This is a genomic window from Bacillus sp. ISL-18 (assembly GCF_018613415.1).
In the GTDB taxonomy this organism is placed as follows: Bacteria; Bacillota; Bacilli; order Bacillales; family Cytobacillaceae; genus Neobacillus.
The window spans coordinates 210,089-233,995 of the sequence record NZ_JAGGQG010000003.1 but is presented as its reverse complement, the minus strand read 5'-3'; the positions used below and the strand labels follow the sequence as shown (position 1 = coordinate 233,995).

General features: G+C 40.0%; 29 protein-coding genes. 19 read left to right on the top strand and 10 right to left on the bottom strand.

Going from position 1 to position 23,907, the window contains the following annotated elements:
* Nucleotides 1–30: 30 nt before the first annotated feature.
* Both J7E81_RS07055 and J7E81_RS07050 read right to left on the bottom strand, forming a co-directional pair.
* Complete coding sequence (locus tag J7E81_RS07055) at nucleotides 31–378, bottom strand: MFS transporter (protein ID WP_215041456.1); 348 nt, start codon at nucleotides 376–378, stop codon at nucleotides 31–33.
* 188 nt (nucleotides 379–566) lie between these two features.
* Nucleotides 567–1,145: a DUF2087 domain-containing protein gene (locus J7E81_RS07050; protein WP_215041455.1), complete on the bottom strand. Its 579-nt coding sequence runs from the start codon at nucleotides 1,143–1,145 to the stop codon at nucleotides 567–569.
* Between the two features lie 258 nt (nucleotides 1,146–1,403).
* Here J7E81_RS07050 and J7E81_RS07045 point away from each other — a divergent pair, with 258 nt between their 5' ends.
* From J7E81_RS07045 to J7E81_RS07025, 5 genes are all read left to right on the top strand, one after another.
* Nucleotides 1,404–2,063, top strand: a complete 660-nt coding sequence (locus J7E81_RS07045) for a DUF429 domain-containing protein (protein ID WP_215041454.1) — start codon at nucleotides 1,404–1,406, stop codon at nucleotides 2,061–2,063.
* Nucleotides 2,064–2,401: 338 nt separating this feature from the next.
* Entirely contained in the window at nucleotides 2,402–2,797 is a 396-nt protein-coding gene (gene spxA, locus J7E81_RS07040) for a transcriptional regulator SpxA (protein ID WP_215041453.1), read from the top strand.
* A gap of 28 nt (nucleotides 2,798–2,825) precedes the next feature.
* Nucleotides 2,826–2,960 carry a BA3454 family stress response protein gene (locus J7E81_RS07035; protein WP_215041452.1) on the top strand — a complete coding sequence of 45 codons (135 nt, stop codon included), beginning with the start codon at nucleotides 2,826–2,828 and terminating at the stop codon, nucleotides 2,958–2,960.
* Nucleotides 2,961–3,091: 131 nt separating this feature from the next.
* Nucleotides 3,092–3,505, top strand: coding sequence for an RrF2 family transcriptional regulator (locus J7E81_RS07030; protein WP_215041451.1), 414 nt, complete (start codon nucleotides 3,092–3,094; stop codon nucleotides 3,503–3,505).
* 94 nt (nucleotides 3,506–3,599) lie between these two features.
* Nucleotides 3,600–3,908, top strand: a complete 309-nt coding sequence (locus J7E81_RS07025) for an IDEAL domain-containing protein (protein WP_215041450.1) — start codon at nucleotides 3,600–3,602, stop codon at nucleotides 3,906–3,908.
* A gap of 368 nt (nucleotides 3,909–4,276) precedes the next feature.
* On the opposite strand, the gene J7E81_RS07020 is transcribed toward J7E81_RS07025, so the two are convergent.
* The 5 genes from J7E81_RS07020 to J7E81_RS07000 form a co-directional block, all read right to left on the bottom strand.
* A complete protein-coding gene (locus J7E81_RS07020) occupies nucleotides 4,277–5,479 on the bottom strand; it encodes a CynX/NimT family MFS transporter (protein WP_308162158.1) in 1,203 nt (400 codons plus the stop codon).
* Nucleotides 5,480–5,555: 76 nt separating this feature from the next.
* Nucleotides 5,556–6,128, bottom strand: coding sequence for a 5' nucleotidase, NT5C type (locus J7E81_RS07015; RefSeq protein WP_215041449.1), 573 nt, complete (start codon nucleotides 6,126–6,128; stop codon nucleotides 5,556–5,558).
* 379 nt (nucleotides 6,129–6,507) lie between these two features.
* A complete protein-coding gene (gene ribD / locus J7E81_RS07010; protein ID WP_215041448.1) occupies nucleotides 6,508–7,593 on the bottom strand; it encodes a bifunctional diaminohydroxyphosphoribosylaminopyrimidine deaminase/5-amino-6-(5-phosphoribosylamino)uracil reductase RibD in 1,086 nt (361 codons plus the stop codon).
* 68 nt (nucleotides 7,594–7,661) lie between these two features.
* Nucleotides 7,662–8,393 carry a GTP cyclohydrolase II gene (locus J7E81_RS07005; RefSeq protein WP_215041447.1) on the bottom strand — a complete coding sequence of 244 codons (732 nt, stop codon included), beginning with the start codon at nucleotides 8,391–8,393 and terminating at the stop codon, nucleotides 7,662–7,664.
* 34 nt (nucleotides 8,394–8,427) lie between these two features.
* Complete coding sequence (locus J7E81_RS07000; protein WP_215041446.1) at nucleotides 8,428–9,537, bottom strand: FAD-dependent monooxygenase; 1,110 nt, start codon at nucleotides 9,535–9,537, stop codon at nucleotides 8,428–8,430.
* Between the two features lie 241 nt (nucleotides 9,538–9,778).
* Between J7E81_RS07000 and J7E81_RS06995 the strand changes: the two genes are divergently transcribed.
* Entirely contained in the window at nucleotides 9,779–10,102 is a 324-nt protein-coding gene (locus J7E81_RS06995) for a winged helix-turn-helix transcriptional regulator (RefSeq protein WP_215041445.1), read from the top strand.
* Nucleotides 10,103–10,375: 273 nt separating this feature from the next.
* Here the strand turns inward: J7E81_RS06995 and J7E81_RS06990 are convergent, their stop codons facing one another.
* On the bottom strand, nucleotides 10,376–11,344 hold the full coding sequence (locus tag J7E81_RS06990; protein ID WP_215041444.1) for an NAD(P)-dependent alcohol dehydrogenase: 969 nt from the start codon (nucleotides 11,342–11,344) through the stop codon (nucleotides 10,376–10,378).
* A 276-nt stretch (nucleotides 11,345–11,620) separates the two neighbouring features.
* Here J7E81_RS06990 and J7E81_RS06985 point away from each other — a divergent pair, with 276 nt between their 5' ends.
* Entirely contained in the window at nucleotides 11,621–12,058 is a 438-nt protein-coding gene (locus J7E81_RS06985) for an SRPBCC family protein (protein ID WP_215041443.1), read from the top strand.
* 100 nt (nucleotides 12,059–12,158) lie between these two features.
* Here the strand turns inward: J7E81_RS06985 and J7E81_RS06980 are convergent, their stop codons facing one another.
* A complete protein-coding gene (locus J7E81_RS06980; protein ID WP_215041442.1) occupies nucleotides 12,159–13,058 on the bottom strand; it encodes a LysR family transcriptional regulator in 900 nt (299 codons plus the stop codon).
* Nucleotides 13,059–13,333: 275 nt separating this feature from the next.
* Between J7E81_RS06980 and J7E81_RS06975 the strand changes: the two genes are divergently transcribed.
* The 9 genes from J7E81_RS06975 to J7E81_RS06935 all read left to right on the top strand — a co-directional run bounded on the left by J7E81_RS06975 (nucleotide 13,334) and on the right by J7E81_RS06935 (nucleotide 20,712).
* Nucleotides 13,334–14,530, top strand: coding sequence for an acyl-CoA dehydrogenase family protein (locus J7E81_RS06975; RefSeq protein ID WP_215041441.1), 1,197 nt, complete (start codon nucleotides 13,334–13,336; stop codon nucleotides 14,528–14,530).
* A 25-nt stretch (nucleotides 14,531–14,555) separates the two neighbouring features.
* On the top strand, nucleotides 14,556–15,494 hold the full coding sequence (locus tag J7E81_RS06970) for a fumarylacetoacetate hydrolase family protein (RefSeq protein ID WP_215041440.1): 939 nt from the start codon (nucleotides 14,556–14,558) through the stop codon (nucleotides 15,492–15,494).
* A 20-nt stretch (nucleotides 15,495–15,514) separates the two neighbouring features.
* Nucleotides 15,515–16,645: a cupin domain-containing protein gene (locus J7E81_RS06965; protein ID WP_215041439.1), complete on the top strand. Its 1,131-nt coding sequence runs from the start codon at nucleotides 15,515–15,517 to the stop codon at nucleotides 16,643–16,645.
* Between the two features lie 10 nt (nucleotides 16,646–16,655).
* Nucleotides 16,656–17,327 carry an RraA family protein gene (locus J7E81_RS06960; protein WP_215041438.1) on the top strand — a complete coding sequence of 224 codons (672 nt, stop codon included), beginning with the start codon at nucleotides 16,656–16,658 and terminating at the stop codon, nucleotides 17,325–17,327.
* 115 nt (nucleotides 17,328–17,442) lie between these two features.
* Nucleotides 17,443–18,324, top strand: coding sequence for a sulfite exporter TauE/SafE family protein (locus tag J7E81_RS06955; RefSeq protein ID WP_251028515.1), 882 nt, complete (start codon nucleotides 17,443–17,445; stop codon nucleotides 18,322–18,324).
* Between the two features lie 47 nt (nucleotides 18,325–18,371).
* Nucleotides 18,372–18,854, top strand: a complete 483-nt coding sequence (locus J7E81_RS06950) for a flavin reductase family protein (RefSeq protein WP_215041437.1) — start codon at nucleotides 18,372–18,374, stop codon at nucleotides 18,852–18,854.
* 19 nt (nucleotides 18,855–18,873) lie between these two features.
* Nucleotides 18,874–19,713 carry an FAD synthetase family protein gene (locus J7E81_RS06945; protein WP_215041436.1) on the top strand — a complete coding sequence of 280 codons (840 nt, stop codon included), beginning with the start codon at nucleotides 18,874–18,876 and terminating at the stop codon, nucleotides 19,711–19,713.
* A 74-nt stretch (nucleotides 19,714–19,787) separates the two neighbouring features.
* Nucleotides 19,788–20,462, top strand: coding sequence for an MBL fold metallo-hydrolase (locus tag J7E81_RS06940; protein WP_215041435.1), 675 nt, complete (start codon nucleotides 19,788–19,790; stop codon nucleotides 20,460–20,462).
* 67 nt (nucleotides 20,463–20,529) lie between these two features.
* Nucleotides 20,530–20,712 carry an aspartyl-phosphate phosphatase Spo0E family protein gene (locus tag J7E81_RS06935; protein WP_215041434.1) on the top strand — a complete coding sequence of 61 codons (183 nt, stop codon included), beginning with the start codon at nucleotides 20,530–20,532 and terminating at the stop codon, nucleotides 20,710–20,712.
* Here the strand turns inward: J7E81_RS06935 and J7E81_RS06930 are convergent, their stop codons facing one another.
* On the bottom strand, nucleotides 20,713–21,618 hold the full coding sequence (locus J7E81_RS06930; RefSeq protein WP_215041433.1) for a LysR family transcriptional regulator: 906 nt from the start codon (nucleotides 21,616–21,618) through the stop codon (nucleotides 20,713–20,715).
* A gap of 198 nt (nucleotides 21,619–21,816) precedes the next feature.
* Here J7E81_RS06930 and J7E81_RS06925 point away from each other — a divergent pair, with 198 nt between their 5' ends.
* From J7E81_RS06925 to J7E81_RS06915, 3 genes are all read left to right on the top strand, one after another.
* Nucleotides 21,817–22,227: an acyl-CoA thioesterase gene (locus J7E81_RS06925; protein WP_215041432.1), complete on the top strand. Its 411-nt coding sequence runs from the start codon at nucleotides 21,817–21,819 to the stop codon at nucleotides 22,225–22,227.
* 256 nt (nucleotides 22,228–22,483) lie between these two features.
* Nucleotides 22,484–23,197: a CoA transferase subunit A gene (locus tag J7E81_RS06920; protein WP_215041431.1), complete on the top strand. Its 714-nt coding sequence runs from the start codon at nucleotides 22,484–22,486 to the stop codon at nucleotides 23,195–23,197.
* Nucleotides 23,194–23,862, top strand: coding sequence for a 3-oxoacid CoA-transferase subunit B (locus tag J7E81_RS06915; RefSeq protein WP_215041430.1), 669 nt, complete (start codon nucleotides 23,194–23,196; stop codon nucleotides 23,860–23,862). Before J7E81_RS06920 ends, J7E81_RS06915 begins: the two co-directional genes overlap by 4 nt.
* Nucleotides 23,863–23,907: the final 45 nt, after the last annotated feature.

Genomic DNA, 23,907 nt, shown 5'->3' with positions numbered 1-23,907 from the left:
TTATATGGCATCTCGGTTCAAACAAAATCGTTATGAGACAGGCTGCTCTTCCGATAGGCTTTCGTTGAAATCGCAGCCAGAATAACAATTGCAATCAGTATATACGCAATCCCACCAATTCAATCCTAAGAATCGTGGTGAAAGATAATTTAGAGCAACCCCAGCTAAAAGCATCGACAGACCTAGTATAGTGTTTCCAATCGTTGCGAACAATCCAAACATCATTCCTTGGTGCTCCTCAGGAATTTCTTTCATCAACACGGTATCGAAGCAGGCATTCCCAAACCCCGACACAAAAGCAACAAGACAAAATAGCGGAACGGCAAAGACGACTAAGTGGGTTCTGGTTAATAATAATAGAAATGTTCCTTCAAGCATTAAACAGACTAAACCGGTGACTAAGAAATTTTTTCTAAGTCGATTGGCGGCTGGTTAGCTTAACGTTAAACTTCTGATACTGTTTTTCTTTTCGTAAAATAACCATCACAACCACCTTCTTTTATGGGATCTAATTTTATAGTCATCTAATTAGTTGGATGAAAAATAGAGCGCCGGATGACGCTCGTTTAGCTCAACCACCATAATTCAACAGGGTTTAATTCATATTGATTATTTTCACGGTACATATACTGATACATGATAAGCTCACGCCGTAATGTAGCATAATCCTCATGAAATTGCTTTAAATATTCATTGATTTCTTTTTCAGGATACACTTTTCCAAATTCTAATCCTTTGACCATATGCTCAAGCACAACCAGCTTTTTCTTTCGTTGGGCCGGATAATTTTTTAGTTTTCCATCTTTGGTGAAGAAGTTATTAATAATAGCTGCCCGTTCCTCAGCCGTAACCGACATTTCCATACTTGCTTTTCCCCTTGTGCCAGCTGTTAGAATCGCCTTAGCACTGCTTTCTAATATTTTCGTATTAAGTGAAAAATAGATGGTGTTTTTGTCTCGCTTTTCTTTTATCAGTCCAACTTCTCTAAGCTTTGCCATATGATGGGTAATCGTTGGCGGTTTAAGTCCAAGCTTTCCAGCAATCGCTTGGCCATGCAGAGGACCCTGTTGGAGCAGGGCAATAATACGAATTCGGGTAAGGTCGCCTAATGCTTTATGAAATTCCACAATTTTGTTTAATTGCATTCTTAATACACCTACTTTAATAAATATCTAATTAGATAATAATTGAATTAGATATATTAAGCAATGGGTAATTTGGTTGAATTGACAATTCTTTAATTTTTCTTCCTAATTTTTTATTGATGGATAAAATTGTATGACTTAATTAAAATGTAATTGAATCTTTTGGAAAGTAAACGAACATTTCACTGAAAAAGATATAGGCAATACCATAGAAATTAATTCGAAATAGATCTTATTAAAGAAAGTGATGGTTGATGGATGAGAGTAATAGGCATTGATTTATCAGGGCCGAGTAACCATAAAGATACTGTTCTTACTGTATTTGAAAAACAAGGTAGCCAATTAAAATTTGTGAAATGGATCAGTAACGTTGGTGACCAGGTGATCTTAAATGAAATTTTAGCTCAGAGTCAATCAGGTGAAGTTGTGGTAGGCATAGATGCCCCGTTATCCTACGAGGATGGGGGCGGAGACAGGCAAGGGGACCGTGAACTTAGAAAGTTTATTGTCGGATTAGGGATGAAGCCAGGATCAATTATGCCGCCTACTTTAAATAGAATGGTTTATTTAACGCTAAGAGGAATAAAACTGACAAGAGAAATTGAGAATCTTAACACTCCTTACCCTGTCTCCATTGTCGAAGTACATCCTGGGGCTGTAATGGGTTCACGGCTGTCCAAAAATGATTTTGAGCTAGTGCTGCACTATAAACAAAATCTGTCATCCCGAAGGTTTATTTGGGACTGGCTTAAACAGCAAGAACTAATAGGACTCCCTGTATTAGTCGAGGAACCAAGTCATTGGATTGATGGCTGTGCTGCCGCATTGGGTGCTTGGCATTGGAAAGATCCCTCGTTAAAACCGAGCTGGTTATATAAAGCTTTGCCGCCGCTGCATCCATACGATTATTGTTGCTAATTAATAGAGGATTGTGGCAGGTTGTTGTCTTGGCTGTTAAAGGGAGTAGCTGCTTGGAAGAGCTTCCTGTATCCATAATTGCTGTAAAATATTTCTATTAATCCAACACCTTCCATTTGACATTTTTAACTGTAAATAATAAAATTACAGTATAGAAAGTGGTAAATGAGTTAGAAGGTTGTTTTTTTTTACTGAACTGTAATATTTTTTATTACATTTTAAGGGTATGTAAAGTTAGGATGTATAAAATAAAGCTATGTTTCAGCCAACTCAAATTGGGGTACCTATCTAACTGATACCTCACGTAACCAAAATTATATGTAAGGAGTGTTTAACGCATGGTAACTCTTTATTCGACTCCAAGCTGTGGTTCTTGCCGAAAAGCAAAAGCGTGGCTCGAGGAACATCATATAGACTATATCGAAAGAAACATATTATCTAATCCCCTTACCGTAGATGAGATAAAATCGATTCTTCGCTTGACTGAAGAGGGAACGAGTGAAATTATTTCAACTAATTCAAAGACATTTCAGGAACTAAATATAAATATTGAATCTCTCCCGCTTAATGAATTTTACACATTAATCATGGAGCATCCGAAGATGTTGCGCCGTCCAATTATTCTGGATGAAAAAAGATTGCAGGTTGGATATAACGACGAAGAAATCCGGAGCTTTCTGCCCCGTAAGCTTCGTACATTTTTGAATACCGAATTACAAAGAATAGCCAATTAAAGATTAAATAATAAAGGAGAAATAAGAAATGATTGAAGTATTCGTAACAGTTAATTATAAAGAAAGAAATTATCATACAAATGTCCTTGTGAAAAAGGAAATGGCCTGGGATAAAATTAAAATGATTGCAGAAGAACAAGTTAAAAAACAATGGAATGTTTAAATTTACCCTTGCTCAAAGGAGATATCAAGATTTAATTATCTAGATATTTGACAAGCTAATCTGGAACGGTTTAGTATTAATGATGCTAAAAATAATGGTACTATTGTTTTTATTTCTTAGGAGGGCAGGCCATGAATAGTGATTTTACACTTGCCATTCATAGTTTAACTTTTCTTGCGCTGCAGCCCGACCGGATGTCGACAAGTGATGCTATTTCAGCGAGTGCCTGTGTACACCCTGTGCGGATTCGTAAAGTGCTAAGTTTGTTAAAAAAACATGGAATTATAAAATCAAAAGAGGGACCTGGCGGCGGATTTTTGTTTGCTCTGGAGCTAAATGAAGTTAATCTTTGGGATATTTACAAGATCACCTCTGAAGGAGCTTTGCAGCCAAAGTGTCCTGATTCAAATGAACGATGTATTGTTGGTGCAAATATGCAAAGAGTTTTATTTTCTATATTCTTAGGTGCTGAAGAACATTTGGGTGAATATTTAAAGGACTATACACTGAAAGAAATAATTGACCTTGTTAATCAAGAAGAATAGAAAAACAATGTCAGGTTTCTTTTTACTTGTAATGTAATAAAAAAAGTTACAGTTTAAGCATAAAAAGACAAAAATAACTAAGAAGGTGAAAAGTATGTTGTTAAAAACAGGTGATTGGGTTAAGGGAACATCACGAGCTGGGGAATTAATTATGGGTTATATTGAATCCCTTGATATTCAGGGAGTCGTTAAGGTAACTGTTGTTACAAGTGACAATAATGAGATCATTGGAAAAAAAGTTTCAATGTTAACTGAACGAGTTAAAAGATTGCCTGTTTCTAACGTGTCAAACAAGGCACAGACCCAGTTTTTAATCGATTTGGCTTTATCAACTGGGGATGAAGAGTGGTTTATTGAGCTTTCTTCCAAGTTAAACACAATGAATGAACTTGTGAATCAATAATAAACAGAGATCTTATTTTAAGTAACACAAGAAAACCTTGCCGACTAGGCAAGGTTTTTTATAGGGGGGAATTTTAAAAAAGTATCGGGCCCCGGTAACTATTTCAAACACAAAAATGTGAAATGGTTATTGACGACCCAGCTGCCTCATTTTTTAAATTTACGGTAGTTAATAAGGATCATTGACGACCCAGCTGCCTCATTTTTTAAATTTACGGTAGTTAATAAGGGTTATTGACGACCCAGCTGCCTCATTTTTTAATTTACGGTAGTTAATAAGGGTTATTGAAGACCCTGCAACCTCACTTTTTTGCTTTAGGGTTGTCAATAAGTCTGACTATTTCACCGGACGGATTCTCTTTCTTAATTTTATACATACCGATTCCGACCTGACAACATACCAAAAACCGTAAGAACGACAGAAACGATCGTTAGAGCAATAAGTGGAATGGTCCACACATGGGTCATATCAAACAAATAGCCGATAAGCAACGGGCCTACTGCGGCTAGGATATAGCCGGTTGATTGTGTCATTCCCGATAACTCTACCGCACGACTGGCGTTCCGAGAGCGAAGTCCAATATAACTTAGCGCCAATGGGAAATTCCCGCCTAGTGCAACCCCAATAAAGATAATACTAATAATTAAAATAGGATAGGATGATCCTAATAGTAACCCAGCATAACCAATAATGGACAACAATCCTAGTAGTAATGCAATCCATATCTGGGAACGGTAACGCCCTGCGATGACAGGGATAAAGAAACTAGCAGGCAGTCCTACTAGTTGGGTAATCGATAACATCCAGCCAGCTGTTCCCATACTTAGTCCATGACTTTGGAGAATTTCAGGTAACCAAGAGATCGTTACATAGAATAAAAACGATTGAAAACCCATAAAGATGGCAATTTGCCAGGCAAGAGGCGATTGCCACATTTCCTTTGAACTTGATGGAGCTTTTTTGATTTCTTTATGATTCCCTTGATTAAATCTAACCAGATAGGTCCATAACAAAATCGCTATGACCGCTGGTATTCCCCATACAATGAGTGCTCCCTGCCAGCCAAGATTCAAATCTTTTGCGAGCGGAACACTTAATCCCGATGCTAATGATGCAATCAATCCCATTGAAGTAGAATATACACTTGTCATAAGACCGAATTTCTCTGGGAACTTATCCTTTACTACGGCAGGCAAAAGGACATTTCCTACTGCGATTCCTACTCCGATAAAAAGAGTGCCTGTGAAAAGAAAAAACGTCATGGGAATGGACCGAATCACGATACCAATCACAAGGGAGATTAAGCCAAGTAATAACGTCATTTCATTAGAGAAAAGGTTAGCCAGCCTTGGGACAATGGGTGACATGGCAGCAAAAACAAGTAATGGAAAACTCATTAATAAGCCAGCACTCCAATGGGCAAGGCCAACATCCTCTTGAATCATCCCTACTAAAGGGCCTACTGAGGTAATCGCCGGGCGCAAATTAAAGGCTACTAATACAATCCCAGTAACCAATAAAAATATATATGTCGATTTCATGCGTGCAGATGATTCATGTTGTAACTCCACTTATAAAACTCCTCTCTAAAAACAAACCTAAACTAGTATATCATAATACATTTGAGATGGAGGCAGATGTTCGTTTTTAATCTGTTAAATTCTTCATAAAATCCTGATACTCCGGCCAGTTTACAATCCGAGGCATTGGTACGTGCCGGTTATAGGATTGGTCTTTTAGATAGACTTTTACCGCTTCTTCTGAAAGTGTCTGTAAGATCTCTGGCTTATCATCGAAGTAAAAATCCAAGTGTAATTGCTTAATAATATTCACTTTTTCGTGATCCTTCATTCCCCAGAAAAACCGTTCATCATGGACAGGAAAACCTTTTTCCAATAACCATTTTTTCGTGCGTTCGCCATGCTCTTGGTAACGTGCCGTAATATAATAAATTTCATGACCTTGCTTTTCAAGCTCTTGCAGCAGTTCGACCGCTCCTGGAAAAGCGGGACAATCGGTGTAGTAAATTTCCTCTACTGTATTTTTCCACATCTTTGAGCCTTCTTCGGATGTCATTCCAAATGGCTCATGAATCTGAACTTTTTTTAATGCGTTAAAAATCTCTATTCCTATTTCTTGGCCTAATTTTTTATTATAAATATGGAAGGCATGCTCTCTTAAATTAATCAGCGTATCATCAATATCAAAACCAAATCTCATGCAAATCCCTCTTTCATTTTGCTTATTTTATCTTTTAGAAAATTCCTTGTCCTATTTCCATTGTTAAAGGGTTCTTTCATTGCCCGGTGATGCGGCGATTCCTCCTCTTAGGGGAAATGAAGAAGTCTTTCATTGCCCGGTGAGGTGGTGATTAGCCCTGTTACAGTAAATGAAGGGCTCTTTCATTGCCCGGTGAGGTGGCGTTTCCTCCTGTAACGGTAAATGAAGAGTCCTTTCATTGCCCAGTGAGACGGATTTTTCCCTATTACAGTAAATGAAGAGCATCTTCATAGCCCGGTTAGCTACAACATCCCCGGTTACAGTAAATGAACTGCTCTTTCATCTAAAAAAAATGGATGGTGACCAGCACCGTCCATTTTTAATATATCGGATATCCTGTAAATTTAAAATCTCGCCCAACAGGCGTAACGGTTAAATTAGATAACTCAACAGCATTGCCCATCTCAGCAATTCCTGCTCCTTCTAAAAAGGTAGGAGCGGACTGCCCGCCTACAAGCTTTGGAGCCATGTATAGGACCACTTTATCAATTAACTGTTTTTCAAAAAGAGCCGCATTGATCGTTCCGCCTGCTTCAATTAACACGGAGGATACAAGCTTTTCCCCAAGGGTATTCATCACATCTGCCGGATCCACTTGACTTGAACCGCTTGTGACAAAAACAGAGATGCCGCGTTCCTCTAACTGTTTCCGTTTTTCCTTGTCGTAACTTTCACTAGTAAAAACCCAAGTCTCTGCCTGCTGATCAGTTACCACTTTAGCATCTAAAGGAATTCTGAGCTTTGAATCTAAAATCACCCGGATCGGGTTCCGGCCATTTGGAATTCTTGAGGTTAGTTCCGGATTGTCTTCCACTACAGTATTGACGCCGACAAGGATCGCCATATTTTCACTTCTTAACAGATGGACATCATGCCGTGCATCAGGAGCGGTAATCCATTTGCTGCTGGCCGTATGGGTAGCCGTTTTACCATCAAGAGTGGTGGCTGCTTTTAAGGTGACAAATGGTTTTTTCTCAATGATGAATTTATTAAATACTTCATTCATTTGACGGGATTCTTCCTCACAAACCCCAATCACCACTTCAATGCCGGCATCTTTAAGAATTTTTACACCGTTACCTGCGACAACAGGATTCGGATCCAACGTCGCGATGACGACCTTTTTAACTCCGGCCTCAACAAGTGCAACCGCACAAGGACCTGTCCGCCCATGATGGGAACAAGGCTCTAAGGTTACATAGATGGTCGCACCTTTCGCATGATCTCCTGCCATTCGAAGGGCATGGATTTCGGCATGCGGTTCGCCGGCTTTCATGTGAGCACCGACCCCTAGGATTCGATTGTCATTGACAATCACAGCGCCAACCAGTGGATTCGGGTCGGTCTGGCCTTTCATGGCTTGGGCATTCTGTAATGCCAATTGCATATAAAATTCATCATTCATAAAACCCATATCCTCCTGCCATATCAAGATGATACTCGTATCATCCTGTATCTCAAAGCTTATTCAAGCTACTCTAAATGTCCTGATTTATTAACTTTTGTCTTTAAGTATTTCTCATTGTACTCAGAAACATCGCCCCATAATGGCGTTCTACCGGAGAGCGGGGCACCTGCATTTTTTAAGGCTTTCAGTTTTTTCGGATTGTTTGTAATCAATGTGACTGGCTTTGAGCGCAGTGCCTTTAATACCTCAATTGCGTCATCATAGTTTCTCGTATCATCGGCAAAACCTAAACCTTCATTCGCCTCCACTGTATCATATCCATTTTCTTGAAGAATATAGGCCATCGCCTTGCTAAATAAACCAATTCCTCTGCCTTCGTGATTAGCTAGGTAAAATAACGCGCCTGCCCCATGCTCGACAATCATTTTCATGGATTGTCTTAACTGGAAGCCGCAATCACAGCGTTTGCTGCCAAAAATATCGCCAGTATGACAAATGGAATGCATCCGAATCAAGGCATCATCACCGTATTCAAAATCGCCGTAAACAAGGACACTTGATTGTTGGAATTCCGCTAGTTTAGCAGAAGATAGGTGCTGAATGACTTGTTGGAAATCTTCTGTAACATGCTCCGTCTTCAACCAGCTGTACCATTTAAACTCAATGGTTTCCCCATATAAATTAACAGGCAGCTTAATTGGGCCGACCAGATAAATGGCCTCTTCGCCTTTTTTAATTAATTTTATTTTATCTTCTAATAATGAAAGGACATCTGCCTTTAATTGAACTTGTTCCATGATCATTTCCCCAATCCCATGTTTTTATTATTTTCTAAACACCGTTTGACAGTGCAGGAGTTTTAAAATTATCTTGAAAGGTTTGTTCTTTTATCATTTGCTGACTTTGTAGTTTCTCTGAATCAGCACGCCGGGTGTCTTCTAATTTTCTTAATTGTGCTCCACTTCGATCATTTTTGTCGAGTGCTTCCTCGATGACATCTGCTAAAGCATCCGCATCTAAAAGGGCACAATTGATTCCGAACGCACCGGTGGGACTCATTGTATGAGCAGCATCCCCCATGATCACAACCCCGTCCTTCGCCCATACCGGTGAATGACTGCTTTGCACTTTTAATAAAATAAAGTCGTTCCATGACTGAATGTTCTGATGGACAGTTTCCGTTAGCTCCGGAAATGCCTCGATCACTTGCTCAATAAATGGGTCAAATGATTGCTTTTTCAGGGTTGGATAGGAATCTTCTTCAATGTTCCAGCCAATCTGAATAAATCCGCCCTGCTGGGTAAACAATGCTAGCTGTTTACCGCCGACTAGGGCATTTTTAATGGTTGGCTCCCATCCTTCAGGGCTCGGAATTTTCGCCCAAAGCAAATCATACCCATGTTTAATGGTTGAAAAAGGGATTTCTGCAAGTCTTCTTACGGTCGAGAATCGGCCATCTGCGCCAACGACAATCTTACTTTTTATTGTTACTTCTTGATCGCCTTTTGTTGCTATGAGGCCTGTAACCTCCCCATTATTATTAAAGCTTAAATCAGTCACTTTTGTCCCCATTAAAAGCTTATAATTCTGATAGGGTTCCGATTTACGAATCAATACACTTAACAGATTCTTCTGTGGGACATGGATACCGACATGCTCTTCTCCAGCTGCTGGTGTAACGGTTTTTATGACTTGACCATGCTGCCAGTATTCGATCCGTTCCATTAATAGCAGCCCAGCTTCTTGTACTTCATTATATAGATTATATTTTTTTAAAACACGTTCACCGTCTTGATTGAGATGTTCGCCCCGAAATTCTTTGTCGATCCCTGTGTGACGTTCAAGAACGATGGTTGATATCCCTTTTTTCGCGAGCAAATATCCTAGTAAGGCGCCGCCTGGACCACCACCGACAATACAAACATCTGCTTCATGATTCATGTGTAAGGACCACCTTATTTAGTCTCGTATAATTTCTATATATATTAACGTATCGGTAATGTACTAAAGCAATTGAACAAGAATGTTAATGATAATGATGTTATGTTCGTTCGACTTAATAACTTACTTACTTTATGTAACTTATTATATTTTTGAAATTAAGTTATGTCAAATAAATTCATTACCTATTGTAATTTTATTGTGATTTGTAATATGATAATGATGAATAGGAGGGGAAACCATGAATCAACCTGAAATTTGTCCTCGATTCGAAAAAGCCATGGTGATGATGAGCCAACGCTGGACAGGTCTAGTGATTTATCAGCTGCTAACAGGGTCGAAACGCTTTTGCACACTAGAATCTTCTATGGGAATTAGTGGGAGGGTTCTTTCGGAGCGTCTAAAGGATTTAGAAAATCAAGGAATCGTTAAACGCGAGGTGTTCCCTGAGACACCAGTACGTATTGAATATTCCCTAACCGATAAAGGACTAGCCTTGGAGCCCATCATTAGAGAAATTGAAAAATGGTCACAAGCCTGGCTGCCAATGGAATCGGAACAATAAAACAAAAAGTAGCTTTCGGATGGCGCAAATGCCATCCGTTTTTTTGTTTACATAGAAATCATATGCGATTAGGACAGGAACGGCAAGAGTGGGATTGGCTAGTCGGAATATGGTGCAGGATCGGACAGAAAGCCGTAGGAAGAGGGAGAGGCAAGTACGAATGCGAGAAAGATTCGGACAGGGATAGGAGCTACAGGTGGAGGTAAGTCTAGTCTGGCAGGATGGATTCCAACACTCCCGCAAGAACCCAAAAAACGATCCGAATCATCTATTTCAAAGTGTTATTAAAACCTTTCCCTGCGCATGCCCTTCATCGAAATACCTAAAGGCATCCCTTACTTCACTCAACTTATAACTTTTATCAATAACTGGCTTTACCTTGCCAGCTTCAATAAGCTCTTTCAAATAAATTAAATCCTGCTGGTTCGCCCTTTGTAAAAAGCTGCCCATTTTCTTACTCCCAGTCATAGAAACCCAAGGTCCAAGGGCAAGGGCTTGAAACATTTGAGAACCGGAACCGCCGACATGAACAAATATACCATTGGGCTTCAAAGCACGCTTATAAGCAGAAAGTGGAAGACCTCCGTTAACACCAAGAATCAGGTCATAACGATCTGTTTTTTCAGTAAAGCTCTCTTTGGTATAGTCAAGACAACGATCTGCCCCAATTGACTCCAGAATAGCTAAATTTCTCGGACTGCACACACCCGTTACCTCAGCACCAAGTGCTTTCGCAATCTGTACAGCAAACGTTCCGACACCGCCAGAGGCACCATTAATCAGTACCTTCTGACCGGACTGAAGTTTGCCTTTATTTCGCAGACTCTGCAACGCTGTAACTCCCGCCATTGGGACCGCGGCGGCCTCTTCAAAGGATAAATTACCAGGTTTTAATGCTAAGGCATTTTCAGGAACAGATACATACTCGGCAAATCCAGCCCACCCACATCCGGAAAGGTCACCAAACACCGCATCCCCCGGGTGAAATTGCTTTACCTCTTTGCCAACAGCTTCAACCCGACCCGCAATATCACCTCCAGGAATAGTGTATTTTGGTTTCAATAGACCAAAGGCAAAGCGGGCTAAGAACGGTTCACCTTTTAAAAGAACCAAGTTTCCATAGTTCAAGGATGCTGCCTTAATTTTTACTAGTACTTGATTATCCTTAGGCTCAGGTTTTTCCACTTCTTTTAATTGAAGAACATCTGGCGGACCATATCTGTCATAAACAATAGCTTTCATCGTTTCTCCCCCTAAATTCCTATGAATGTTTAACTACTCTTCAATATCTAATAATTATCGTTAAAGGAACTATAAAAGAACTACTATTAGATTTTTCCTCACTCTGAAGAAGGTTGGAGAAGGAACGCAGCGAATTAAATAAGTGACCAATATTTGAGGGGTCAAGTTATGCGGACACCAAAACATATTGTTAAAGCAGCAAAGAAAGTGCTAAGTATAAATCACTCTTAAAAGTACGAGGATATAAGGATATGAACAGAAAATGAGGGATATGAAGTGAGAAATCTTACAAAATTTACTATAAAAGCGCCAGCAAATGAAGTATTTGAAGCCTTCGTTGATCCATCCAAAATCGGTAACTTTTGGTTTTCATCGAGTTCGGAAAGGTGGGAACAAGGCAAGATCATTACTGTGAAGTATAAGGAATACAATGCCCAATTGGAAATAGCCGTGTTGGAAATTGAAACCAATAAGAAGATTGTGTTCCAGTGGGGGGCCAATGGAGAAGGGCACGTTGTCACTATTACTTTAAAAGAGGTGGAACCCTCAAATACGATCATTGAAATTGTGGAAGAGGGGTTCCATGAAAACGATGACGATTTCGTAGATCAACTATTAGATAATAAAGAAGGCTGGGTCTTTATGTTAAGCTGCTTAAAAGGGTACCTGGAATATGGGGTTACAGCATTACGAGGCGGGTTAGTGAAAGAGTAACCTAAATAAATATACGAAGAATTGGTGAACGATTACTAACTTTTAAATGGTTAAGACTAAAGCAAAAGGGTGAGCTAGGAGCAATAGCCCCCCTTTTGCTTTAGTTATTTTTTTGCGCCAGCAGTACCTCTAGTTCTTTAATAAATAAAGATCGAGAGGGGTTATTATTTACCTTCTTCCAGGAGGCCAAAATATCAACCGTATAATCTTCCCCTTCAATATTAATAAAACGCAGAGAAGGAGAGGCATATAACTGAAAATATTTCGGCAGAATGGCGATTCCGATCCCAGCATCCACCATCATTAACACAGCCTCAATATGTGAAGCCGTATTAACTAGATTTGGAGAAAAACCATGATTGGCACACGCAGCCAGCAATAAATCAAAACCAGGAGGAGATTCTTCCCTTTCGAGCATGACAAAAGATTCATTTGCCAACTCTGCAATGTTAACACTGGCTCTATTAGCAAACGGATGATCTTGATGCATGATAAGACAATGGGGCTGCGTCCATAACGTCTTGTATTCAAGCCCCCCAATACTCTGCAACCCAAGTGAAAGGGTAAAAGCGATATCTAGTTCATCGGCCTTTAATTTTTCAATAATTTTTCCAACATGATAATAGTTCAACCTAATATTTACCCTTGGATATTTTCGCCTGAATTTTCGAATTAGTCGCGGCAAAAAATCCCTCACTGGGACACTTAATAAGCCAATATTAATGGTACCAATTAATCCTTCCTCCGCTTGTTGGGCATTTATAAAAGATTCATCAAGTTTCCTTATGATTTCCCGTGCATCTTTCAAAAAAACAGAACCAGCATGAGTCAGTTGAACAGAATGTTTCGTTCGGTGGAAAAGCTTAACACCTAATTTTTTTTCTAAATAGGCAATTTGTTGACTCACAGCTGGTTGAGCTACATATAGCTGTTTCGATGCTTCCGTGAAGTTTAAATGCTCTGCAACCGAGATGAAATAACGTAATGGACGCATGTCCATTAACATCCCTCCTCATCCGTAAACTAACTAAATTATGAGTTTATTATAATAGGAATCTCTAAATGGAACAAACGTTATAAGGAAAATCTTATTACGGATATGATTTTCTGATATTTCCAAAAATAATAAAAGTTATATATCATTTTATTTAAGAAGACAACATACAAGCAGTTTACTAAAATTACCCTCTCAATGTTGGAGAGTTGGAGAAGGTATCACGTAAACATTACCTTGGATTCTTGGGATTAATAAATAATCATAAAGGAGGTCGTATTTTGAACCAGTTAACTACACAATTAACTCATCAAGAGGCAGTCGAACGTGCTAGAGAGATTGCATCTCAGCTTAGATCACGCTTTAAATTATCGGAAGAACTGTGCCGTCAGCCAGAAGAAACGATTCAGGACTTTATCGATGCTGGGCTTATCCGGGCAATGGTCCCTAAACGTTGGGGTGGCCATGAACTAGATTTTAATACTTTGTATGAAACTGGGGTGGAAATAGCAAAAGCTGATCCTTCAGCAGGATGGTGTTATACGCTCTTGGTCGTTCATTCATGGATGCTTGCCTACTTTCCAGAGGAAGCGCAGCGTGAAGTGTGGGAAAAAGACCTAGATGCAACGATTGCATCTTCATTTGCGCCATTTCCAACCAATGTAATTACGCCAGTTGATGGCGGATATCAAATCAACGGTACGTGGGGTTTTTCATCTGGAATTAATCACAGTGATTATGTCATGATCCAGGGGAATATTGGCGTAAATCCAGAAAATGGATTAGCGAACGAAATCATTTTGATGCTGGTTCCCAAAGAAGATTTTGAAGTTCAAAAAACATGGAAAACCGTTGCGCAAAGAGGAACTGGCAGCAATAATATTTTACTTAAAAATGTATACGTTCCCAAACACCGAACCACCGATATGCTTGCATGGTGTCAAAAGGGTGAGGGCCCTGGAAGAAAATTAAATACAGGTCTCCTTTATAGCCACCCTTTATATGCAGCCATGCCAGTTTGCTTATCCTCAGCGATCCTAGGCGCCAGTATTGGAGCATATGAGCTTTGGAGAGATACGATGAAAAATAAAGTCAGCACCAGAAATACAAAGGTGGCCGATTTTACTCATCAACAAATTCGGGTTGCAGAAGTCTCAGCCATACTCGCTGCTGCCGAAGCACTATTAGAGAGTACGGTTGCTAGACTTGGGACAGGGGAACCAATAGATACCCATGAAAAATTGCGTATTCGTCGAAATTACGGATATGTAGCCAAATTAAGCAACCAAGCAGTCAAAACAATTGTAGACCATAGCGGTGCAGGCATTGTCTATGAAGGTAACCCCTTAAACCGTTATTGGAGAGATGTTCAGGCATCCTCCATGCATATCACGTTTAACTTTGATTGGTTAGGCGAAATGTTTGGGAAGCTGGAGTTAGGTTTGCCACTTAGTCCTAAAGATGCAGCAATATCATAAAAAAACTTAATCTGGAGGTTTAACCATGCGTTTAGCAACAGTAAGTATTGAAGGTGAACAAAGAATTGCAGCAGTGATTAATGAGGAATATATTGATCTGAACAAGGCTTGTGAACTTTTATTGGAAAGCAAGGGGCAGGCCAGAGCAAAGCAAATCGCCGAAGCCTATATTCCACCTAATATGATTGGCTTTTTGCAAGGCGGAGAAGATAGTACGAATTTTGCAAAAGAAAGTATTGAATATGTTCAGAGTAATGATTTTTCAGAAGATATAAAAAGAAAGCTGTATTATGAAGGTAAACAAGTAAAGCTGGAATCACCGATTCAAAAGCCGGAAAAAATCATTTGCGTAGGATTAAATTATCGCGAACATATAGAGGAAATGGGAAGAGAACTTCCTACCATTCCGGTTGTGTTTGCAAAATATAATAATACAATTATTGGACCTGGCGACCCAATCCTAAAACCAAAAGTATCAGATGCTCTTGATCATGAAGCTGAACTGGTTGTTGTAATCGGAAAGAAAGGCAAATATATCTCCGAAGAAGAGGCAATGGATTATGTTGCAGGATATACCATCGGCAATGAAGCAACCATCCGTGATTTCCAGAAGCGAACGAAAGAATGGCTGCAAGGTAAAACGTTTGATACAACACTGCCTTTAGGACCTCATTTGGTAACAAAAGAAAGCCTGCCAAATCCTGATAACTGTAATCTAGTTCTAACTCTAAATGGAGAAGAACGTCAACGCTCTAATACTAAAAATCTAGTATTCACTATCCCTTATCTCGTAAATTTCTTATCCAATATTATGACGCTAGAAGTTGGCGACATTATTTGTACAGGAACACCTGGTGGAGTAGGTCAAGCCAGAAACCCACAGTCATGGATGAAGCATGGAGACATTGTACGTGTTGAAATTGAAGGTATTGGCGCTTTAGAAAATCCGATTGTGAATGAATAAATTGAAAAGGATGATGGAGAATGGCAGGTCCAGTTAAAGTTACCCCTGAAATGGAAGCGTTTCATCAACAAGTATCAAAAGATGGGTTTGAACCATTATGGATGGCAGCTCCTGAGGTGATGCACCGACAGCCAAAGTCTAAACCTATCCCTTATATATGGAAAAGAGAAGTAATTGAGCGTCATATGAAAAAAGCTGCAGAAATCATTTCTTTTGAAAACGGCGGCGACCGAAGGGTTTTGATGTTAATTAATCCAGGAATGCGTGATTTGGAGCCGTACGGTTGGGGTGCAACTACTCAAACGTTGTCGGTATGTGTCCAAATCTTGCTTCCTGGAGAAGAAGCTCCTCCCCACCGCCATACGCAGACAGCAATCCGCTATATTGTTGAAGGTGAAGGCGCTTATAGCGGAGTAGACGGGGAAAAGGTGTATATGTGTGAAGGTGATTATGTCATTACTCCAAAGGGTTTATGGCATGAGCATGAACACGAAGGGACAGAGCCAATGATGTGGATGGACTGTCTGGATACACCGCTAGTCTATTATCTACACGGAACCTTCTTTGAGGGAAGTCCAGTGAAAAAGCAGCCGATTATAAGAAAACCGAGTGTTGATAAATATCAGGGCGGTATGGTGCGGCCGCTTGGCGACCATCAGCCGAGCAAGGCTCCGCTGCCAGTGTACAGATATAATTCGACGCTTGCCGCATTGAAAGGGTTAAGTGATAACTACGAGGCGGATCCGGTTGAAGGATATGTGGTGGAGTACATTAATCCTTCTAATGGACAATCGGCCAATGAAAACATCGGAGCATGGCTGCAGAAGCTGCCTGTCGGGTTTCATGGCAAAGCCCACCGCCATGTAAACAGTGTCGTATACCATATTAAAGAAGGAAAAGGGTTTACCTTGATCGATGGCGTGCGATTTGATTGGGAAAAAGGCGATTATTTGGTCATCCCAACATGGTCTGTACATGAGCACGTAAACACGTCCGAAACAGAAGATGCTATTCTATTCTCCACCAATGATATTCCTATCTTTGTGAGGATGGAGTTACAAAGGGTTGAGGAATATACAGAAAACGGTGGATATCAGAAGGAGACTGGGCAGTATAATTCCGCCCAGGCCGTACCGTTGTTAAAGAAATGAGGGGGATGTCATGAAGCTAGGTTATAGAATATATCCTACAAAACGATATGTAAGTCAAGAAATCGTTAGGGCTTATTCGGAAATTCCGACCTCAATTATTAGTGATGGCATGGAAAAAATGTTTGCCATGGATAGCAAAATTCGCCCCTTTCATCCTAAGCCAATGGTGGCTGGACATGCGATTACGATCCATTGTCCGCCTGGCGATAATTTGGTTCTTCAAAAGGCGATTGAATTAGCAGAACCGGGGGACGTGTTAGTTTTGAATACAGGAGGGGATACATCCCAAGCACCTGTAGGTGAAATTGTGGTCAGCAATTGTATCAGGAGAGGAGCCGTCGGACTTGTCATCGATGGAGCAATCCGTGACAGTGATATTCTGCCAACTCTTACCATCCCCGTATTTGCAAAAGGTGTTACCCATCGAGGCTGCTATAAAGATGGTCCTGGAGAGCTAAACGTCCCGATTGCCTGCGGAGGCATAATTGTTAGGCCTGGAGATTTAGTTGTTGGCGATAGCGATGGGGTCGTCATTGTACCCCATGAAGAAGCCGAGGGGTTATTACCCAAGTTAATCAACATGGTAGAAAAGGAAGGGAAATTGTTGGAACAAATTCGAAATAAGACGGTTGACCGATCATGGGTGGACCAAGAACTGCTTGATAAAGGATATACGTTTTAAGATATTGAAAGAATACAAGAGCTCAGGATTCTCACCTGGGCTGCTTGTAAATTTCAGCAAGAGGGCTTTTCGCCAGTTGTGCCTTCATTAATGAAGGGATGTATTAGAGTAGGTGATGTTTGTGTTTGATTTGGCGATTTTGCTCTGGCTGTTCATCATGCTCGCAGGATTGCTCTCGGGCTTTGGGAAGACAACGGGGCTGAATGTACTCGGAATCTTTACCATGACTTTACTAAGCTTGTTTTTACCAGCTAAGGAAGCAGTGGGGATTTTACTGCCAATTCTTTTAATGGGAGATCTCATTGCAGTTACCTATTATCGGCGGACGGTAGCTTGGAGGCAACTATTCTCCTTAGTTCCTTGGATTTTGGCAGGTATCATCATTGGCTATTTTGTTTTAATGAATATCGACAATGAACAACTCAAGATTCTACTTGGGATCATGATTATAGGGCTTAATCTGTTTCAGGTCATTAGAGATTTGGCAGGTTCACGGATGGACCAGGTATTACCTAGCTCAGTCTGGTTTATTGGATTGATCGGAATTCTGGCAGGTTTTACTACTATGATTGGAAATGTTGCTGGATCAGTAATGGTCGTCTATTTATTAGCGCAGCGACTGCCAAAGAATGTATTTGTCGGAACGGGAGCATGGTTTTTCCTCTTTGTTAATGTGATTAAGTTCCCTTTTTATATTCATTTAGGTATGGTTACCTCACGTTCAATGCTAGTCGATCTCATGGTCATTCCTGCTGTTGCAATCGGAACTTTTGTCGGTATTAAAGTACTGCCCCTCATTCCACAGCAATTATTCAAATGGATTATTCTCGCGCTTGGAACTCTGGGAGCCATAAAATTAATCGTTTCAGGGACGCTCCACTTTTTCCTGTTGGCAGGTGTTGTCCTTTTAGCTGCAGGTATAATCGCGCTGATTTTAAGGAATCGAAATGCTTTTGACGTGAACGAACATCAACAAGGCACCGATATCAATAAGTAATAAATACAATAAAACTAGTAAATATTCTAACAGGAGGTAATTTTAGTATGGATGATCGTCAATTTCGCAATGCAATGGGTAAATTTGCTACAGGTGTAACAGTAATCGCAACAGAAGTGGATGGCGAAGGGGTCCATGGGATGACTGCAAATGCGTTCATGTCAGTGTCATTGGACCCGAAGCTTGTAGTGATTTCAATTGGAGAAAAAGCAAAGATTCTTCCCAAAATTAACCAAAGTAATCTTTTTACAGTGAATATTTTAGCAGCTAATCAACAGGAGCTTTCGATGATTTTTGCCGGGCAGCTAAAGGAACATAAGGAAGTTGTCTTTGACCGACTCGATGGTAAACCCGTTCTTTCAGGATCGGTTGTTCAGATTGCCTGTGAAGTTTCAACTAAGCATGTTGAAGGTGATCACACACTTTTTATTGGAAAAGTAACGGATATCAGAATTGAAGATGCAGAACCACTTGTTTTTTACAGCGGCCGCTACCGCTCTTTAAAAGAAGACACTCCGGTCACAGTGTAGGAGCTTGAAAGGAGACTGTATGAAGACGATTCATTTGAACCGAGATAACTTACGAACCTGGCAGAAGCAAGCAGAACCGAATGTGATGGCACTTGGATGTTTTGACGGTCTCCATCTTGGTCATTGTGAAGTCATTATAATAGCAAAGGAAAAAGCGAAAGAAAAAAATGTCCAGTTAGCCGTGATGAGCTTCTTCCCTCATCCTAAATCTGTCCTCACAAACGGGAAAAAGCAAATTCAGTATTTGATGCCCTTGACTGAAAAAGAGGAGAAGCTTCGAGGGTTAGGTGTTGATCTTTTTTATGTTGTTGAATTTGATAAAGAATTTTCCAGCCTTTCTCCAGACCAATTTGTTATCCAATATTTAACACAGTTCGCCGTTATTCATGCAGTCGCTGGATTTGATTTTTGTTATGGAAGCCGGGGGGCGGGAAATATGGATCGATTAAACCATGATTCAGGTGGGAAGATCGATGTAACAAAAGTGGAAAAGGTTGCGTACCGCGACGAGAAAATTAGCAGCTCCTGTATCCGTGAAAGATTGTTAACAGGCAATGTCGAGGAACTTCCACATTTCATGGGTTCTTTCTACAAAGTGAAATGTGATTGGGATGGAATAGAATTAACTCCGCAACCGTACTATACACTGCCTGCACCCGGACGTTATGCTGTTACGCTGGAAAATGAAGAAAACTCCTTGAAAACAGAAGTAATGGTACTTCAACGACATGATGGACCATTATTAAAATGTTCAATAGAGATGCCTCCCGTATGGAAAGGAATGTTATTCATTGTTTGGCAGAGTAGGGTCATGGAAGAAAATGTTCAAACTTTTGAAAAGAAAACACTGATTTCATAGTTATTAAGTAATAACTCTTCCCTAAACCAGAAGCAAAGGTTTTGACTAATTAGCAGCGAGAAAGGAGAAATCGTATGAAAATAGATGAAGGTATTGGGTTTATTGAATTACATTCGGTGGTAAACAATAGCCCAATGGTTTTTCGACCGACCATTATTTGGGATGATAAGGATGTCATTCTGATCGATACGGGATATCCTGGACAATTGGAGGCAATCTGCGATAACTTGGCGAAGATGCGGATTGGCAAACTAACCAAGATTATCATTACTCATCAAGATTATGACCATATTGGCAGCTTATACGAGGTAATTAGTGGTTTTAATCATAAAATTGAAGTGTATGCCCACGAGCTAACCAAGCCATATATACAAGGAGAAAAAAAATTAATCAAAACTGGGATAACGGTTCCAGTCATTCAGGTAGATTATACAATTGCAGATGGGCAAGAGTTACCATTTTGTGGCGGGATTTCTGTTATTTTTACACCGGGACATACTCCAGATCACATAAGCTTGTACCATTGTGCTACAAAAACCTTGATTACCGGGGATGCTCTGACAGCAGACCAAGGTCAATTACACTATCCCACTAAAAAGTTTACCCTTGATATGGAGCAAGCCCTTCAATCTATTACTAGGTTCCTTGATTATGAGATTGATAAAGTCATTTGTTTCCATGGCGGGGTTTGTAAAAATCAGGTCAAGGAACGTCTCTCAGACTTAGCAGAAAGAAAAGTGGCCTTTTAAAAAATGAATTGGGGATGATTTAACTCATCCCTTATGTCGTTTTTTTATAAATGGAGGAGTTGAAACTATGTTACTGTCTAAATCCATTGAGCTGCATGAACAGATAAAGATCTATCGTGAAAAATTAAATGCATTAGAAGAAAAGAAAGACGCGTTAAATGATTCGGAAATAATCGAAGCTAGCCAAGAATTAGATGAATTAAAGGCATCACTTCAAAAAATGATCGTTTCAATTAGGCTTACTGAATGATTACTTTAGTTTATTTCTTAGTTCTTGCATAAATTCTTTCATGATGATTGGCAGATGGCTGGTTTTCGGCAGGACACTAAGTAAGTAAGTTTTACTATAGTCTGTGTCTGTGTCAACATACGGAATCGGGACGATATCTCCGCTTAATACTAACGGGTCATTTCTGATCCAGAACTCTGAATAGATACCTGCCGCTATGTTATTGGCAATTAGATTTTTTATAACATCATGATTATTCGAATAAAAAACGACGTTTCCTTCCCCGTAATCCATAAATAATTTATTCCAAAATCTCTCCGCGAATATTTCATTTCGGACTACTAATGGTTGGCGTATTAATTCTTCAGGGCCCACTGTCTTGTTATAAGCTAGTGGTGAGTACTTGCTCACACAAACCATGACACTTGACTGCATCAATACTTCAAGGGTTATTCTGGGGTCTTCAATCTTCAACGTTTCGTCAGTACCTAATACCAATCCAATATCAAAAAGATTATTTTTTATGGCTTCAATGATATTATGAGTATCGTTTTCATTAATTTCGAGGCGCACATTAGGAAATTCCCTCCTGAAAGAATAAAGAAGTTCAGGGAGAAAAGTGGAAAAGTAAATGGTCGAGGCTGCTATTTTTAAATCCCCTTTTAGCTTTGTGGCTTCCTGTCCAATATTCTTCAATTCCTTTAGTTTATTCATAATTTCAAGCGATAATTTAATAACTGCTTTGCCTTCCGTCGTAATTTTGCTTCCTGAACGCGAGCGATTGAAAATCGTTAGCCCCAGTTCAGACTCCAAACCGGCAATGGCCTGACTAATAGCAGAATGAGAAACATGAAGTCTCTCCGCTGCCCTAGCAATCGTTCCTTGCTCAGAAACCTCAATAATATACTGAAGTTGATCAATATTCATTTTCATTCACCCACTTTTTTTGAAGGAGCATGGGGACGGTTCTCCTGCTTCCTTGGAAGCGGGAGAACCGTCCCCATGCTCCCATTCTTTTATTGTAAGTTTTAATTACGCAATTGTAAATATTGTTAACTTTATCTTTATTAAAAATTATCATACAATTTATTTAAATAGTTAAAGAAGGGAGGGGAATAGGAAACAATGATAACCAAAAAAGTCCGCATTCAATTTGTTGATACGGATGCGTCTGGGCGTATCCATTACAGTGCGATATTTCGTTATTTTGAGATCATGGATCATGACTTTTTTAGACGTATCGGCTATTCCTATAAAAAGATTTTTCAACTAGGTTTAGATATGCCGCGTGTACATGTGGAATGTAGTTATTTAGGGAATATTGAATATGATGACGAGTTAGAAGCTCAAGTTTCGATTTCAAAAATCGGCAATTCTTCTTACACCTTATCATTTGGTTTTTTTAAAGAAGATAAGCTTGTAGCAAAGGGAAGTCTTACAAATGTGTTTATCGACCGTTCTACTGGAAAACCCGTCCAGATACCGGAGTCCATCAAATCAGAATTGGTAAACCATCTTGAGCCTGTTTCAGTATAGGAACATACTAATAGTAGAGGTTGTCCATAAACGGGCAGCCTCTTTTTTTATGATTCGACCATTATTTATGTAAGTTTTTCTTAATATATATGTAAGTAATGTTAACTTTACTTATTAAAATATTAATTATAAAATTTAAATAAATCAGATAATTGAAAGCGTTAACTGCTAGATTAAATCTCAGTACAAATGGAAAAAGTTTGAGATCACGATATTCATAAATATCTAGATTGTTAGAAGTAGGAGGATGTAAATAATGAGCAAGGTATTTGACTCTCTTCATGATGCCGTTAGTGATATCCAGGACGGTTCAACGTTGGTCGTTGGTGGATTTGGTCTTTGCGGGATCCCTGAAAATTTAATTTTGGCACTTCGAAATCAAGGAAGTAAAGATTTAACGGTTGTTAGTAACAACTGTGGTGTGGATGGCTGGGGGCTGGGTCTACTGCTTGAAAACAAGCAGATTGGCAAAATGGTAGCTTCCTACGTAGGTGAAAACAAAACATTTGAAGCTCAATCTCTCAGCGGCGAAATCGAGGTAGAGCTGGTTCCTCAAGGAACGCTAGCCGAAAGAATCCGTGCTGGCGGTGCCGGTATCCCAGCCTTCTATACAGCAACAGGAGTTGGAACGCCGATTGAAGAAGGGAAAGAATTAAAAGAGTTCGATGGCCGTACATACCTTATGGAAAGAGGGATTGTTGGGGATTATGCCTTAGTAAAAGCTTGGAAAGCGGATCCGTACGGGAATCTAGTTTTCCGTAAAACCTCACGAAACTTCAATCCATTAGCAGCAACTGCCGGTAGGACAACCATTGTTGAAGTTGAAGAATTAGTCGGCATCGGTGAACTTGACCCGGATGAGATTCATACTCCTGGCATTTATGTCCAACGAATTGTGAAAGGAAATGTGTTTGAAAAGCGGATCGAGCGTCTAATGGTTCAAAGTACGTTAGGAGGAGAAGTTCAGTGAGTGACAGCCGTTTAGCTATAGTGAAAAGAGCCGTTCAGGAAATTGAAAACGGAATGAATGTAAACCTTGGCATTGGCATGCCCACGTTGATTGCGAATTACATACCAGAAGAATATAGCGTCATGCTGCAATCCGAAAATGGCCTGCTCGGAATTGGACCCTATCCATTTGCAGGAGAAGAAGATGCTGATTTAATCAACGCTGGTAAAGAAACCGTAAGCGCTGTACCAGGGGCTTCGTTTTTTGACAGTGCAGAATCCTTTTCGATGATTCGTGGGGGTCATATTGACCTAGCCATTTTAGGCGGGATGGAAGTTTCTGAAACTGGTGATCTGGCAAACTGGATGATTCCCGGAAAAATGGTAAAGGGAATGGGCGGCGCCATGGATTTGGTCTCGGGTGCAAAGCGAATTGTTGTCATTATGGAGCACGTCAATAAGCATGGTGAGTCTAAGGTGAAGCGCGCCTGTACATTACCTTTGACAGGAAGAGGAGTCGTACACCGATTGATTACGGATTTAGCAATATTCGATTTTACTTCAAAAGGCATGGAGCTGGTTGGGGTCCAGGAAGGGGTATCCCTTCAGGAAGTCTACGAGAAAACCGAGGCCCACTATATAGTTAATCCTAATGTATTTGCAGCGTTAAAGATGAAAAGTATTTAAAATGAAAAACTCATTCATACATTAACTGCCTTAGCAATTTAGGAG